The organism is Agromyces sp. NPDC057679 (assembly GCF_042799635.1).
Taxonomy (GTDB): domain Bacteria; phylum Actinomycetota; class Actinomycetes; order Actinomycetales; family Microbacteriaceae; genus Agromyces.
The window spans coordinates 235,934-250,751 of record NZ_JBHVIK010000005.1 but is presented as its reverse complement, the minus strand read 5'-3'; the positions used below and the strand labels follow the sequence as shown (position 1 = coordinate 250,751).

9 protein-coding genes are annotated in these 14,818 nt (G+C 74.5%); 4 read left to right on the top strand and 5 right to left on the bottom strand.

Features of this window, described 5'->3' with window-relative positions:
- Window positions 1-48: 48 nt before the first annotated feature.
- Window positions 49-1,161 carry a PDZ domain-containing protein gene (locus ACFVAJ_RS20630; RefSeq protein WP_376947540.1) on the bottom strand — a complete coding sequence of 371 codons (1,113 nt, stop codon included), beginning with the start codon at window positions 1,159-1,161 and terminating at the stop codon, window positions 49-51.
- A gap of 191 nt (window positions 1,162-1,352) precedes the next feature.
- Here ACFVAJ_RS20630 and ACFVAJ_RS20625 point away from each other — a divergent pair, with 191 nt between their 5' ends.
- The gene (locus ACFVAJ_RS20625) at window positions 1,353-2,729 is read left to right on the top strand and encodes a zinc-dependent metalloprotease (RefSeq protein WP_376947538.1); all 1,377 of its coding nucleotides are present in this window, start codon (window positions 1,353-1,355) and stop codon (window positions 2,727-2,729) included.
- 861 nt (window positions 2,730-3,590) lie between these two features.
- Here ACFVAJ_RS20625 and ACFVAJ_RS20620 read toward each other — a convergent pair.
- Together ACFVAJ_RS20620 and nudC are read right to left on the bottom strand one after the other, a co-directional pair.
- Window positions 3,591-5,375, bottom strand: coding sequence for an ATP-dependent helicase (locus ACFVAJ_RS20620; protein ID WP_376947823.1), 1,785 nt, complete (start codon window positions 5,373-5,375; stop codon window positions 3,591-3,593).
- The gene (nudC, locus tag ACFVAJ_RS20615) at window positions 5,372-6,331 is read right to left on the bottom strand and encodes an NAD(+) diphosphatase (RefSeq protein ID WP_376947536.1); all 960 of its coding nucleotides are present in this window, start codon (window positions 6,329-6,331) and stop codon (window positions 5,372-5,374) included. Before nudC ends, ACFVAJ_RS20620 begins: the two co-directional genes overlap by 4 nt.
- A gap of 87 nt (window positions 6,332-6,418) precedes the next feature.
- Between nudC and ACFVAJ_RS20610 the strand changes: the two genes are divergently transcribed.
- Window positions 6,419-7,678: a phosphotransferase gene (locus tag ACFVAJ_RS20610; protein ID WP_376947534.1), complete on the top strand. Its 1,260-nt coding sequence runs from the start codon at window positions 6,419-6,421 to the stop codon at window positions 7,676-7,678.
- Here ACFVAJ_RS20610 and ACFVAJ_RS20605 read toward each other — a convergent pair.
- Together ACFVAJ_RS20605 and ACFVAJ_RS20600 are read right to left on the bottom strand one after the other, a co-directional pair.
- The gene (locus tag ACFVAJ_RS20605; protein WP_376947532.1) at window positions 7,591-10,965 is read right to left on the bottom strand and encodes a UvrD-helicase domain-containing protein; all 3,375 of its coding nucleotides are present in this window, start codon (window positions 10,963-10,965) and stop codon (window positions 7,591-7,593) included. The genes ACFVAJ_RS20610 and ACFVAJ_RS20605 overlap by 88 nt on opposite strands.
- On the bottom strand, window positions 10,962-14,135 hold the full coding sequence (locus tag ACFVAJ_RS20600; RefSeq protein ID WP_376947530.1) for a PD-(D/E)XK nuclease family protein: 3,174 nt from the start codon (window positions 14,133-14,135) through the stop codon (window positions 10,962-10,964). The genes ACFVAJ_RS20605 and ACFVAJ_RS20600 overlap by 4 nt, the downstream gene beginning before the upstream one ends.
- A gap of 94 nt (window positions 14,136-14,229) precedes the next feature.
- Between ACFVAJ_RS20600 and ACFVAJ_RS20595 the strand changes: the two genes are divergently transcribed.
- Both ACFVAJ_RS20595 and ACFVAJ_RS20590 read left to right on the top strand, forming a co-directional pair.
- The gene (locus ACFVAJ_RS20595) at window positions 14,230-14,454 is read left to right on the top strand and encodes a DUF3107 domain-containing protein (RefSeq protein ID WP_026378876.1); all 225 of its coding nucleotides are present in this window, start codon (window positions 14,230-14,232) and stop codon (window positions 14,452-14,454) included.
- A gap of 2 nt (window positions 14,455-14,456) precedes the next feature.
- The gene (locus ACFVAJ_RS20590; RefSeq protein WP_376947528.1) at window positions 14,457-14,762 is read left to right on the top strand and encodes a hypothetical protein; all 306 of its coding nucleotides are present in this window, start codon (window positions 14,457-14,459) and stop codon (window positions 14,760-14,762) included.
- The last annotated feature ends 56 nt before the right edge of the window (window positions 14,763-14,818 follow it).

Here is a 14,818-nt window from a genome sequence, read left to right as displayed (position 1 = left end):
ATGGGATCGAGACTCCATCCTAGAGTCGCGATGCTTGGAATCTGCTGGTCAGGAGGCGTCGCACGACGGGTAGGTTCCCGTCAGCTCGCCGTCGCCCAGGTCTTCGACGATCGTGCGCGCCTGGTCGAGCGTCGACACGGCGAACACGGTCATGCCGTCGGGCACGTTGCCGACGACCTCGTCGCAGTTCGACTCGGGCGCGAGGAACCAGTCGGCGTCGGCGCCGTCGGCGCCCCAGAGCTTCTGGCGGATGCCGCCGATCGGCCCCACGGCGCCCGCCGAGTCGATCGTTCCGGTGCCCGCCACGATCTCGCCGCCGGTCATCGCGCCGGGGGTGAGCTCGTCGACGATGCCGAGCGCGAACATCATGCCGGCGCTCGGTCCGCCGACGTTGTCGAGTTGGAGCTCGACCTCGATCGGGAACTCGTAGTGCATGCGCACGCCGACGCCGAGCACGGCCGTGCCGTCGCGGTCGACCGGGGTGACCTCGACGGTCTCGCGCACGCCGTCGCGTTCGATCTCGATCGACGCCGGGGCATCCGTGCCGTGCTCGCGGACCGCCGTCTGCAGCTCGCCGATGGAGTTCACGGGCGTGCCCTCGAGCGAGACGACCACGTCGCCCTCCTCGAGCACGCCGTCGGCGGGCGAGCCCTCGAGCAGGCCGACGATCGTCACCTCCCTCGGGAACTCGTAGCCGAGCTCGACGAGGGCCGCGGCGATCGCGTCCTGCTGCGAGTCGACCATGGCCGCCTCGTTCTGCGCGTCGCGGTCCTCGTTGCTGACGCCGGGCGGGAAGACGGCCTCCATCGGCATGACGGTGCGGGTGGAGTCGCCCCATGCCCAGAGCACCTCGAGCCAGTTCGGCGTGTTGCCGGGCCGGCCGACGACCGAGACCGTGAGCAGGTTGAGCTCGCCCTCGGTCGGGTAGGTCGTCTCGTCGGGGATCTCGATCAGCGGCACCTCCTCGCCGTCGGCGTTCTCGGCGACGCCGAGGGTGTCGTAGACGGGGCCGGGCTGCTCGATCACGTACGGCGACGGCAGCAGGCCGAACACGATCGCGATGACCGTGGCGACGATGACGGCGGTCCATCCGATGCGCTCGCGCCGCGAGCGCCGACCCCGATCGGCGGGCGCCGGCGAGTCATCGGTGAAGAGGGCCATCGGGCAGTCCTTTCGCGGCGTTCGCGACGAGGGGCCGGTCGTACGCGGCGACGGGCCGAGGTGGTGGGGCGGGCCGAGCCGGCGCTGTTCGCGAAGGGCGGACACCCGGATTGCAAGCCTAGGCCATTTCCCAGACGCGACGCCGGATGCCCGCGTTACGGTTGAAGAGACGAGAGCTGGAGGTGGCGCACGTGGCCGATGAACAGGGCGAACCCGGCGACCGGAACCCCGAGGACGAGTTCCGCGACATGCTGCGCGAACTGCTGTCGGGCGCCGGTGGCATCGACCCGTCGAGCCTCGCGGGCGCCGCGGGCCTGCCGAACGACCCGGCGAGCGTCGCCGCGCTGTTCGGCCAGCTGCAGCAGGCGATGAACCGCAGCGGCGACGGCATCGACTGGAGCGTCGCGACCCGGCAGGGCGAGGAGCGCGCGGCGACCGGCCAGACGCAGATCTCCGACGCCGACCGCGCCCGGTTCGACCAGGCCTTCCAGGTCGCGTCGCTCTGGCTCGACGAGGCCGTCGACTTCTCCGCTCCCCCGCAGACGCCCGAGGTGATCACCCGGCGCGCGTGGGTCGCGGCGACGATGCCCATCTGGACCCAGCTCGCCGAGCCCGTCGCCCTCTCGATCTCCGACGCGCTCACCCGCGTGATGCTCGAGCAGGCGCCAGAAGAGATGCGCGGCATGATCGAGAACGCGAGCCGGATGCTCCGCGGCATCGGCGGCGCGCTCTTCGCGATGCAGCTCGGGCAGGTCGTCGGCCAGCTCTCGACCGAGGTCGTCTCGGGCGGCGACATCGGCATCCCCCTCCTCGACGACTCGCGGGCGGCGATCCTGCCGCAGAACGCCGCGGTGTTCGGCGAGGGCCTCGACATCCCGGCCGACCAGGTCGAGCTCTACCTCGCCGTGCGCGAGCTCGCGCACGCCCGGCTCTTCCGCCACGCGCGGTGGCTGCGGCTCCACCTCATCACCGCGATCACCGCGTTCGCGCGCGGCATCGACATCGACACCGAGCGCCTCGAAGAGCTCGCCGAGGGCTTCGACCCGTCGAACACCGACGAGCTCCGCCAGGCGGTCGTCGGCGGCACGCTGATCCGGCCGAAGAGCGAGGCCCAGCAGGCGGCGCTCGGCCGGCTCGAGACGATGCTCGCGCTCGTCGAGGGCTGGGTCGACCAGGTCACGGCGGATGCCACGGGCCGGCTGCCGCGCACCGATGCGATCGCCGAGTCGATCCGACGCCGTCGCGCCTCCGGCGGACCGGCCGAGTCGGCGTTCGCCACGCTCGTCGGGCTCGAGCTCCGGCCGCGCCGTCTCCGTGAGGCGGCCGCGATGTGGAGCGCGGTGACCGAGGCCGTCGGCGTCGAGGCGCGCGACGCGCTCTGGGCGCACCCCGACCTGCTGCCGACCTCGGCCGACCTCGACGACCCCAGCGCGCTCATCGCCCGCCTGACCGGCACCGACACGGCCGAGACCGAGGCCGACGACGAGTTCGACCAGGCGCTCGAGCAGCTGCTGCGGGGCGAGACCCCCGCCGGCCCCGGCGAGGACGGCGAGACCCCGGCGAGCTGACCCCGGCGAGCTGACGCCCGTCGCGCGGCGCAGTGCTCGGTGCCCGCTGCCGCCGCCGCGCCGCCGCTCGCAAACCCTGTGGAGGGATTCCGACGCCGGGCGCCGCGGTGCGCGATGCTCACGGCATGTCACCGCGCATCGATCCGGCACTCCCCCTCGTCTGGCGGTCGCCCAGCGAGCTGCAGCTCGGCGGCGAGGTGCCGCGCGTCGTCATCGCCGACCCCGGCCCGCTCGAGGCCGGGCTCCTCACCGCGCTGCGCCACGGCGCGAGTCTCGCGACGCTCCGCACCATCGGCCGCGGACTCGGCGGCACGCCCGACGAGATCGAACGGCTGCTCGCGGAGCTCGCCCCGGTGCTCGAGCACGAGTTCGAAGCTGCGGAGGGTGCGGCGCCCGACGACCCGAGGCCGGTGCTGCTCGACGCCGACGGAACCTTCGGCGCGCTCCTCGAGCGGCGCCTCGCCGAGCTCGGGCACCGGGTCGTCGCCGTCGACGCGGTCGTGAGGGCCGCGACGCCCGCCCCCGGCCTCGTCGTGATCGCCGCGCACTGGGTGATCCCCCCGGCCCGCCACCTGCCCTGGCTGCGCGCCGACGTGCCGCACCTCGCGGTGGTCGACGACGAGTCGGGCTGGCGCATCGGCCCGCTCGTCGAACCCGGTCTCGGCCCGTGCCTCCGCTGCCTCGAACTCGCCCGCCGCGACCGGGACCCGGCGTGGCCCGTCATCGCCGCGCAGCTCGCCGGGCGCGAGGCACCGCCCGCGGCACGCGGCATCCGCGCCCTCGTCGACGCCGCGACGGCCGCGGCCGTCGCCGTCGACGACCGGCTGCGCTTCGGCGAGACGCCCCTCGCGGGGCGGAGTCTCAGCCTCGCGGCCGCTGGCGGCTCGCAGGCTGCTGACCACCGGCCGCACCCCGAGTGCGGTTGTCGAGCTCCTGGAGGAAGCGCGACGGCTCCCGCTCTCCGCGCTGCCCGTCGCCCAGGCGCGCCCAGCTCAGCTCGAGGCGACGCCGTGCCCGCGTGAGTCCGACGTAGAGCAGGCGGCGCTCCTCGTCGATCGCGTCGAAGCCCTTCGCGTAGCTGATCGGCAGCATGCCCTCGGTGAGGCCGACGAGGAAGACCTCGTCCCACTCGAGCCCCTTCGCCGAGTGCAGGGTCGCGAGCGTCACCACCGCGAGTGCGGGCTCGTGCTGCGCCTCGGCCCGCGCACGCAGATCGTCGGCGAACTGCCGGAAGCTCGTGCCCTCGGGGGCGTCGTCGACGAGACGTGCGATCGCGTTGAGCGACTCCCAGCGATTGCGCACCGCGCCCGGGCCCTCGGGCGCCTGCACGCTCCAGCCGAGCGAGCGCAGCACGTCGCTCACCGACTTGAACAGCGGCTCGCCGGAGATCGTGAGCGCCGCGGCCCGCAGGGCGTGCACGGCCTCGCGCACCTCGGGCTGGTCGAAGAAGCGGGCGGCGCCCCGCACCCGCGAACCCACGCCCACCTCGTCGAGCGCCCGCTCGAGGATGGCCGACTGCGAGTTCACGCGCATCAGCACGGCGATGTCTTCTGGGGCGGTGCCCGCGTCGATGCGATCCCGGATACGGGTCGCCACGCCCCGGGCCTCGGCGAGATCGGAGGCGTACTCGGTGAGCCCCGGCTCGGGCGCCCGGTCGCCGGGCGCGGCCGAGACGAGGCGCAGCGCGCCCTCGCGACCGCGCATGAGCCGGTTCGCCGTGTCGACGATCTGCCCCGTCGAACGGTAGTTCCGTTCGAGGCGCACGACCGTCGCCTCGGAGTAGCGCCGCTCGAATCCGAGCAGGTAGCTCGAGTTCGCCCCCGCGAAGGAGTAGATGGTCTGGCTCGCGTCGCCGACGACGCAGAGCTCGCTGCGGTCGCCGAGCCAGAGCTCGAGCAGCTGCTGCTGAGCGGGCGAGACGTCCTGGTACTCGTCGACGATGAAGTGGCGGTAGCTCTCGCGCACCTGCATCGCGACGGATGGCTCGGACTCGATCATGCCCGCGGTGGCGAGCAGCACGTCCTCGAAGTCGAGCATGCGGCGCTCGTCCTTCACGTGCTCGTACGACTCGACGAGCTCGAGGAACTGCTCGGTCGTGAGCCGCCCGGGCGCACCGCGCATCGCGAGGCGCGCCGCGTACGACTCGGGCCCCTTGACGCTGACCTTGCGCCACTCGATCTCGGCGGCGACGTCGCGCAGGGTCGCCACGTCGACCTTGAGCTTCACCCGTTCGGCGGCCTGACCGAGCAGCCGGCCCTTGTAATCGAGCACGCGCGGAGCCGGGCCGCCGACGACGATCGGCCAGAAGTGGTTGAGCTGCGCGAGCGCCGCCGCGTGGAAGGTGCGGGCCCGAACGGCACCGGCGCCGAGGGCACCGAGCCGCGCGCGGAGCTCCGCGGCGGCGCGCGAGGTGAACGTGAGCGCCATCACGCGTGCCGGGTCGTACGCGCCCGAGGCCACGCCGTACGCGATGCGGTGCGTGATCGCGCGGGTCTTGCCGGTGCCCGCACCCGCGAGCACGCAGACCGGCCCGTGCAGCGCCTCGGCGACGACGCGCTGCTCGGCGTCGAGCCCGTCGAGGAGCGGGTCGCCCGTCGTGACGCCGGGGTCGGCGGCGAGCTGCGCGCTCGACTCGGCGCCGGTCACGAGCCCGACCACGCGGGCGAGCGCTCGGGCGCCACGACGGGCCCGCCGTACCAGCCTTCGATGAGCCAGCGGGCGATCGAGGTCTCGCCCGGCAGCGTCACGCCGCCCCACGACTCGGCCAGCTCCTCGCGGCTGAACCAGCGCAGCTCGAGGATCTCCTCGCCGTCGGGCTTCGCGGTCGCCGGGTCGACCCCGGGTGCGAGCCGGGCGTGGAATCCGAGCATGAGGCTCGCCGGGAACGGCCACGGCTGCGACCCCCGGTACTCGACCCGGTCGACGGCGAGTCCGGCCTCCTCGTGGATCTCACGCACGACCGCGTCCTCGAGGGACTCGCCCGGTTCGACGAACCCCGCGAGCAGCGAGAAGCGCCGCTGCTCCCACAGGGCGTTCGATCCGAGCAGCAGCCGGTCGTCGTCGTCGGTGACGACCACGATCACGGCGGGATCGGTGCGCGGGAACAGCATCGCGGCATCCTGGTCGCAGCGCCGGGCCCACCCGGCCTGCACCGGCGTCGTCGTCGCACCGCACCGCGGGCAGAAGCCGTGGGCGGCGTGCCAGTTCGCGAGTGCGAGCGCCTCGACGAAGAGCCCGGTGTGGAGCTCGTCGAGCCGGGTCGCCGCGGCGCGGAGTCCGAGCCACCGTGCCGCCTCGGGCTCGACGGCCGCGGCGGTCTCGTCGTCGACGACGCGCAGTTCGTAGGTGAGGGCGGGGTCGTCACCGCGCCCGAGGTAGGCGCGCAGCACCCCCGCAGGCGCGTCGGCCGGGTGGCGGAGCTCGAGGGCCGGAGCCGAGCCGTCGACCTGCTCGGCCACGAGGGCGCGGTCGCCGTGCACGAGCAGCACCCGCGACGCCGGGTCGGCGTCGAACGCGTCGAAGATCGCCGGATCGGCGCGCCGCTCGGCGTCGCGATCGATCACGGCCCGCGCGAACGGTGGAGTCGGGCCCTCGTCGTTCACTGCGCCCCTCTCGCTGATGGATGCGGAGTCGGCGGGAAGGTGTGGCGGTCGCCCGTCGCCGGGAGATGCCTGCTTAAGCTGAATGCCATGGCCAGACCCCCTCTCACTCTAGCCGCGTTGGCCACGGCGGCGGTGCCCGGACTCGAGGTCAGCGCCGCCCGGGCGCACACGCGGCGCAGCCACGGGGCCTTCGACGCCGTCGAGTTCCGCACCACCGACGATCGCCACCTCATCATCAGGGTCCCGCGTTCGCAGGCTGCCGAATCCGAGCAATCGGCCGACCTCGTGGCGCTGCGCGCCCTGACCCCGGGCATTCGCAGCCGCCTCGACTTCGCCGTGCCGTCGTTCATCGGCCAGGCGCCCATCGACGGCACGCGCGCCGTGGTCACCGAGTTCATCCCCGGGGTCGTCTCGACCGCCGACGAGCTGACCGCGCACGAGCGGCTCGCCGAATCGGTCGGGCTCTCGATCGCCGCGATCCACTCGCTGCCCGCCGGTTTCGTCGGCGATGCCGGCCTCGCCCGGCAGGATGCCACGGAGACCCGCGAATCGGTCGTCGCCCTCATCGGCCGGGCCGCCGACACCGGACGTCTGCCCGCCGCGCTCCTGCGCCGCTGGGAGGAGGCCACCGACGACGACACGCTCTGGCGCTTCCGCCCGACCGTCGTGCACGGCACCCTCACGGCCGACTCGATCCTGAACGACGGCGAGACCGTGACCGGGGTGCTCGGCTGGTCGGGCCTCGCCGAGGGCGACCCGGCGCGCGACCTGCACTGGCTGCTGACCTCCCGCGGCGCCGCGGCCGAGCGCGCGCTCGGCGCGTACATCGCCGCGCGCGAGGGCGGCGCCGACGCACACCTTCCGCAACGGGCCCTGCTCTACGGCGAGCTCGAGCTCGCGCGGTGGCTGCTGCACGGCGTCGACGAGCGCGACGACGCCATCGTCGAGGACGCCGTCGGCCTCCTCGACGGGCTCGTCGAGAGCGTGCACGATCATTCGAGCGAGTCGCTCTCGCCCGAGACGGGGCCGATCCTCGCCGTCGGCGAGGTCGAGCGGCTGCTCGACGAGACCCCGCTCGACCGGCTTCCCGCCGAGCGCGGCGGCGTCATGCTCACCGACAGCTACGACTTCTCGGAGCTCGATCGGCACGAGGCCCGCTCGGCCGACGCGCCCCCGATGGATGCCACGGCGCCCATCCCGCTCGACCTCAGCGACTGGGGCGACGCCGCACCAGACGACGACTCGGGCGCGGTGCCCGATCACCCACGCGGCGACGACGGCTCGACCGGCGTGCCCTCGCGCGACGTCACCGACGACCAGGCCCGACGCAACTCCGCCTCGTCGTAGATCCGGTCGGGCCTGATCACCCGATCGTCCTCGACGAAGTAGAAGACGGCGTCGACGACGGACGGGTCGACACCGGCCCAGCTCGCGTACGCGAGTCGGTAGAGGGCGAGCTGGGTCTGCTTGAGCTCGAGGTCGCGCGCGTCGCGCGGCGCCTTGCCCGTCTTCCAGTCGACGACCTGCACCCGGATGCCCCGGGCGCCGAGCTCCGACTCGGGGGCGATGTCGTAGACAGCGTCGAGCTTGCAGACGAACACGTTGCCGCCGATCGGCAGGTGCAGCTCGAGTTCGACGGCGGCGGGCCGGCGGTCGCCCCACTCCGAGGCGGCGAAGGTCGCCTGCAGCGCGCGCAGTCGTTCGGGTGCGACGTCGCCGTGCGCCGGGTCGACGGGCACCGTGTCATCGCCCTCGAGCCCGTCGAGACCGGCTCGGCCGTCGAGATCGTCGAGGTCGTCGAACCCGTCGAGCCCCTCGAATGCGCCCGGTCCGTCGAGGGCGCCGAGGGCGCCGATCGGGGCGAGTCCGTCGAGCCCGTCGAAGGCGTCGACCGGATCGAGTGAACGCTGCTCGACCCACTCGTGGAAGAGCGTGCCGATGCGCGTCGCCCGGAAGGGACGCTGGGGCATCGGGCGCCGGAGCGCGGCGGCGACCGCGAGCGGATCGTCGACGTAGTCCTTGAACCGCGAGGCGGGCACCCGCACCGGGATCTCGGGCGCCTCGGCCGGCTCATGGCGGCGACGGCGCTCCTCGAGCAGCAGCCGGAGCTCGTCGGACAGGCGCGGGCCGATGCCCGCACCGCTCGGCCGCAGGGCGGCGGCGCGCACGGCGTCGGCCGCGGCCTCGACCGCTGCGCGCCGGTGACCGAGCGGGTCGAGCGGCCAGCTGACGCGTTCGACGGTGCCGGTGCGCGGGTTCTCGTCGTGCTCGGGCGCCCCCGGCAGGACATCGATCGACACGACGCCCGCCTGCACGAGCTCGCGGAGGAACGGGCTCGGCTGCCGCGGCGCCTTCTGGGTCGACCACCACGAGCCGCTGAGCAGCAGCTCGGTGCGCGCCCTCGTCAACGCCACGTAGGCGAGCCGTCGCTCCTCTTCGGCGTGACGCTCGCGGTTCTCGTCGGCGAACGCCGAGACCGCGGCGTCGAACTCGGCCTGGCTCTGCACGCCCCGCCACTGCAGCGCGGGGAGTTCGTCGGCATCGCCCTTGAACTCGTTCGGCAGCTCGCCGAACGAGAGCCACCCCTTCGTCGAGCGCGGCTTCGACGGCACCTCGGCGTCGACCATGCGCGGAATCGCCACGACGTCCCACTCGAGCCCCTTCGAGCCGTGGATCGACAGCACCTGCACCGCGCCCGGCTCGGGTTCGTCTTGCCTGGGCGAGAGCCGATCGCGCTGCTCGGCCTCGGTGAGCCAGGTGAGGAACGCCCCGAGCGTCGGCTGCTCGCTCATCTCGACGAAGCCGACGAGCAGTTCGTCGAATGCCTCGAGGCTCGGCGCGCCGAGCGGCTGCGCGGCGTTCGCCGCGACCTCGAGGTCGAGCAGCAGCTCCTGCTGCACGAGGCTCACGAAGTCGATGAGCCCGAGGCCGGCTCGCCGCCGGAGCGCCTGCAGCTGGGCCCCCGCACGGCGCATGCGCGCGAGCCCCGTCTCGCTGAAGCCTCGGAGCGCGGAGTGCTCGTCGGGGGCGGTGAGGAGGAAGTCGAGGGCGTCGACGATCGAGGGCGACTCGTCGACGGCGATCGAGGTGCGCAGGCCCCGGCGGACCTCGTCGGCCAGGCGCCGGCTCGCGAGGTCGCGGTCGGCGAGCCACTTCGCGAGCGAACGCAGGGCGTCGAGATCGGCAGGGCCGATGCGCCAGCGCGCGCCGCCGAGCACCCGCACGAGCTCCGACCCCGCCGAGGGATCGTGCACCACGCGGAGGACGCAGACGAGGTCGGCGATGACGGGCTGGTCGAGCAGTCCGGCCATGCCGAGCACGTGCACCGGCACCCCCCTGGCGCGCAGCGCCTCGGTGAAGACGTCGACGTTGGCGAAGGTGCGGCAGAGCAGCGCCCCGCTCGCCCCCTCGCCGCCGCGGCCGAGTCGCCGGGCGAACCACTCTGCGACCCTCGCCGCCTCGTCGTCGATGGTCTCGCTCCAGCTCACGTCGAGGCGGCCCGGCCCCGCGAACGGCGACGCGCTGAGCGGCGCCTTCGGGATGCCGGCGTCGAGCGGCGCGATGAGCGTGTTCGCGGCGTCGAGCACGATGCGCGGGTTGCGCCAGCTCGTCGACAGGTCGTACACCGCCGCCTCGCCGCCCGCGGCGAAGTCGCGCCCGAAGCGGGCGAGATTCGCGGCGCTCGCCCCGCGCCAGCCGTAGATCGACTGGTCGGGGTCGCCGACCGCCATGACCGCGTGGTCGCCGAAGAGCACCGAGAGCAGGCGCGTCTGCACGACGCTCGTGTCCTGGTACTCGTCGAGGAGGACCGTGCGGTAGCGCTCGCGGTGCGCGGCGACCACCTCGGGGTGCCGTTCGCAGATCGCGAGCGCGAGCGCGACCTGGTCGGAGAACTCGACGAAGCCGCGCTGCTGCTTGACGGTCGCGTACGCGTCGGCGAGCTCGAGGAGGGGCGGCAGCGCGCCGACCGCGCCGAGCGCGTCGACGAACGAGGCGAAGTCGGTGCGCTTGCGCGGCGCCTCGATCGGGAGCCCCTCCATCTGCAGGAAGTCGCGCACCATGACGCGCACGTCACGGCTCTCGGCGACGTTCTCGGCGAGGGCCCGACTGAGGCCGAGCACGGCGCCGGTGACCTTCTCGAGCGAGGCGTCGAGCTCGACGAGCCGGGGATCGGCCGAGGCCGCGACGACCGAGCGCGCGAGCTGCCAGGCGGCGGCCTCCCCGAGCACCGAGGCGTCGGGCTCGCGCCCGATGAGCATCGCGTGCTCGCGGTAGATCGAGCTCGCGAAGGCGTTGTAGGTGCCGACCGCGGCCGACTCGATCGGGTCGAGCTCGACGGCGGCGATGCCCTCGTCGACGAGCTGCGCGACCCGCTCGCGGACGCGCTCGGCCAGCTCGCCGGCGGCCTTGCGGGTGAAGGTGAGCCCGAGCACCTCGGGCACCTCGACGTGCCCGTTCGCGAGCAGCCAGACCACGCGGTTCGCCATGGTCTCGGTCTTGCCGCTCCCGGCGCCGGCGACGACGATGCTCTGGCCGCGCGGGTCGGCCTCGATGACCGCGCGCTGCTCGGGCGTCGGTTCGTGCAGGCCGAGCCGGGTGGCGATCTCGAGCGCGCTCAGCACGGCGCCGCTCATGCCGACACCGCCGGCACGAGGTGGACCCGATACTGCCACGCGCCGAAGCGCGACCCGAAGCCGAGCTCGGCGGGGCCGTCGAACGCGGCGCCGGCCATCGTCCGGGCGACCGCCTCGAGGCGCTCGCGGAAGAGCGCCTCGGCCTCGTCGTCGAACGGCTGCTGCGCCCGTTCGGTGTACGCGTTGCCCGAGGCGGGCTTCGCGAGGTAGACGAGCTTCGCCCCGCCGAGGGTGCCGCGGTTCGGCACCGCGCCGGCCCGCGCCGCCAGCTGGTACGCGGCGAGCTGCGGGTGCGCGGCGGTCTGGGCCGCCGTCGGCGGGGTGCGCCCGGTCTTCAGGTCGACGATCACCGTGGTGCCGTCGGCGGACGCCTCGACCCGGTCGATCGTGCCCGTGATGCGCACCCGGCCGAGCTCGAGGGTGAAGCGCCCCTCGGCCTCGAGCAGCACCTTGCCGTCGTCGGCGAAGCCCGCGAGGTAGCCGGCCGCGCCCTCGGCCATGCGCCGCGCGCCGCGTCGCTCGCGCTCGGCGACCCAGCCGGCCTCGAAACGGACCTCGCGCAGACGCTCTTCGACTCCGGCCCACAGCGTCTCGATGCTCGTGTCGCCGTCGTCGCGGGCGCCGGCCTCCTCGACGACGGCGTGCACGATCGTGCCGATCGAGGCGGCGATGCCCGACGGCGGCGACGCCACGTGATCGATGAACCAGCCGAGCGGCGACTCCTCCACGCGATCGATCTGCGACGGCGAGACGGCGACGACCGCGTCGGGATCGCCAGCGAGGTCGACGAGGGGCGCGGTCGTCGAAGGCGCCGCGAGCCCGTACCAGTCGTCGGGATGCGCACCGGGCACGCCGGCTTCGGCGAGCAGCGCGAGCGCGGCCGGCGCCTCGCCCGCCGGCGAGCCGATCGTCTCTCGGCGGAGCGCCCCGACGAGGCCCCGCAGGTGCAGCGGTCGGCCGCGCGGCGCCCGCAGCCGGTCGGGCGCGTAGCCCATGAGCATCGAGGGCTGCTCGTCGTCGTTCGCGGTGCAGCTGAGCACGAGCTGGCGTTCGGCGCGCGAGGCCGCGAGCGCGAACAGGCGCAGCTCGTCGCTGCGCACGGCGACGCGCGCCTCGGGCACCGACTCGACCGCAGGCAGCGGGGCCCCCGCCCGCACGGCCGCGGCGGTGCGTGCGAGGAGCCCGGCGTGCAGCAGGGTGCCGCGGGGGCGGAGGTTCGGCCACACCCCGTCTTGCAGGCCCGCCACCACGACGACCGCGAAGGAGCGCCCGATGAGCGCCGGCGGCGTCGTCACGAGCACGGTCTCGGCGCTGCGCTGGGGCGCGAGCGAGTCTTCGGGGAGCTCGCTCGCGAACACCTCGTCGACGAAGCGCACGGCGGGCGCGTCGGGCTCGCGCTCGACGAACCGCTGCGCGGCGGCGAAGAGTGCCACGGCGGCGTCGAGCGAGCGGTTCGCCTCGTCGGCGAGCACGCCCGTGCCGGCCGCCTGCGCACCCCACTCGGCGGCGAGCCCGCTGCCCTCCCACAGCGCCCAGAGCAGTTCTTCGACGGTGCGTCCGCGCACGGCCTCGGCGCGGGCCGAGGCGACGAGCTTCGCGAGGCGCGCGGCACGCCGGGCCGGCGCGGCGTCGATCGAGTCGAAGCCGCCGGGTGCGCCGAGCGCCTCGACGAGCAGTTCGTCGCCCGTGCGGTCGCCCCCGTTCGCGAGCTCCTCGTGGCGGAGGGCGAGCCGCAGCCGCCGGAGGCCGACCCCGTCGAGCCGCCCGATCGGCCCCGTGAGCAGCGAGACCGCGAGCTCGGCGGTGAGCGGTTCGCGCTCGAGCACGAGCGAGGCGGCCGTGAGCAGCGCCGCCGCGGCGGGGGCGTCGCGCAGGGCGGTGCGCGCGGCGCTGCCGGCGGTCGGCACCTCGGCGAGCGCGAGCCCGCGCTCGAAGGCCGGCACGTCGCCGCCGGAGCGCAGCACGACGGCCATCTCGGACCAGGGCACCCCGTCGAGCAGGTGGCGTTCGCGGAGGACGGCGGCGACCGCACGGCACTCGGCCGCATGCGACGGCGCCTCGACGCCGACGACGGGGGCGAGCGGCGGCCGCGCAGCGCGGGCCGAGGCGGGCTGCTCGGCCGGCGCCGGGGTCTCGGCCGCGGCATCCTGCCCGCCCTCGTGCGCCGATGCCCCGGCCACCGTGGCGACGCGGTGCGCACCGCCGAGCGCCGCACCGATGTGCGCCGTCGCGGACTGCACGACCGCGCGGAGCTCGGCCGTGCCGCGGTGCACGACGGGCAGCACGCGGCGCTCGACCGGGGCGCCGTCGAGCACGTTCGAGAGCGCGCCGAGCAGTTCGGGGCGACCGCCGCGGAAGCCGTTGCTCGCGACGTCGGGGTCGCCGATCGCGACCACCTGGACGCCGCGCGCGGCGAACGCGCCGAGGAGCGCCGCCGTCGCCTCGGTCGCCTCCTGCGCGTCGTCGACGACGATGAGCCGCAGGCGTGCGAGCAAGCCGAGGGCGGCGGCCGCCTCAGCGTCCGCGGGGCTCCGGCGCACGACGGCGGCCGCGAACGCCGCGAGCTCGGCCGAGTCGAACTGGTTCGGCCGCAGCTGGGCCTTCACCTCGTCGTACTCGGCGAGGAAGTCGGCTGCCGCCACCCACTCGGGGCGCTCGCAGCGCTCGCCGAGCCGGGCGAGCGCCTCGGCGTCGACGCCGTGCTCGACGGCGCGCATGAGCAGGTCGCGCAGCTCGGTGCGGAACCCCCGGAGCACGCGCACCTCGGGCGTCAGCGGGTCGGGCCACTCGGGGCCGAACCCGTCGCGGATGCCGCCGTCGAGGAGTTCGCCGACGATGTGGTCGTGCTCGGCACCCGTGAGCAGGGTCACCGAGGTGCCCGTGTACGCGCGCACGAGCTGGAAGGCGATCGAGTTGGCGGTGCGGGCGAGCGGGCCGCGCGTCGTGAGGCCGAGCCGCACGGCGAGCGCGTCGCGGAGCGCCGTCGCCGCGGTGCGGGTCGCCGAGACGACGAGCACCTCGTCGCTCGAGTGGCCGAGCCGTTCGATGCGGTCGGCGACGAGCTCGATCGCGAGGCTCGTCTTGCCGCTGCCGGGGGCGCCGAAGACCGCCGCGTGACCGCCACCCGAGAGGTTGCGGACGAGGTCTGGAACGGTTCGGGTGCCCTGCATGTCGGCAACGTTAACGCGTTCCGCCGACAGTGAACGCGAACGGCTCGGCACGGCACGATGTGTAGGGTTTGAGACACCAGCAGAAAGGCGCACCGTGGACGTTCGCATCGGCATTCAGAACTCCCCCCGTGAACTCGGGTTCGAGACTTCGCAGTCGGCCGCAGAGGTCGAGCAGGCGGTCGCGGCGGCCCTCGCCGGGCAGTCTCCGCTCCTGAAGCTCGCCGACGACAAGGGCACCGTCTTCGTCGTCCCCGCCGCAGCGCTCGCCTACGTCGAGATCGGCTCCGAGGAGTCGCGTCGCGTCGGTTTCGTCGCCTGACGATGGAGCTCCTCTTCGTCACGCTCGGCGGCGCCATCCTCGGCCTCGCCGCGCACTTCGCCTTCCCGTACCGTCAGATGCGCGGCGTCGCGCTGGTCCCGTCGATCGGCGCGGCCGTCGCCGCGGTCGTGTGGGTCGCGCTGACCTGGCTCGGCTGGGCGTGGGACGGCGGGTGGATCTGGGTCGTCGCGCTCGTCGCCTCCGGTCTCGCATCGGCGGCGGCCGGGTTCCTCATCGGGCCGGGCCGTCAGAAGGCGGATGCCGCGCTCTTCGAGCGCCTCTCCCGGCCGGGCGTCAGCCGCGCCTGACCCGCGTCGGTGCACCGCCGCGCGCGGTGAGCCCGACGTGCTGCGACCGCGCTGCG

Excerpts from the sequence above, each read along its gene's own strand:
- ACFVAJ_RS20600 (WP_376947530.1), bottom strand. The coding sequence starts at position 14,135 with ATGCAGGGCACCCGAACCGTTCCAGACCTCGTCCGCAACCTCTCGGGT.
- ACFVAJ_RS20590 (WP_376947528.1), top strand. The coding sequence starts at position 14,457 with ATGGAGCTCCTCTTCGTCACGCTCGGCGGCGCCATCCTCGGCCTCGCC.
- ACFVAJ_RS20630 (WP_376947540.1), bottom strand. The coding sequence starts at position 1,161 with ATGGCCCTCTTCACCGATGACTCGCCGGCGCCCGCCGATCGGGGTCGG.
- ACFVAJ_RS20605 (WP_376947532.1), bottom strand. The coding sequence starts at position 10,965 with ATGAGCGGCGCCGTGCTGAGCGCGCTCGAGATCGCCACCCGGCTCGGC.
- ACFVAJ_RS20610 (WP_376947534.1), top strand. The coding sequence starts at position 6,419 with ATGGCCAGACCCCCTCTCACTCTAGCCGCGTTGGCCACGGCGGCGGTG.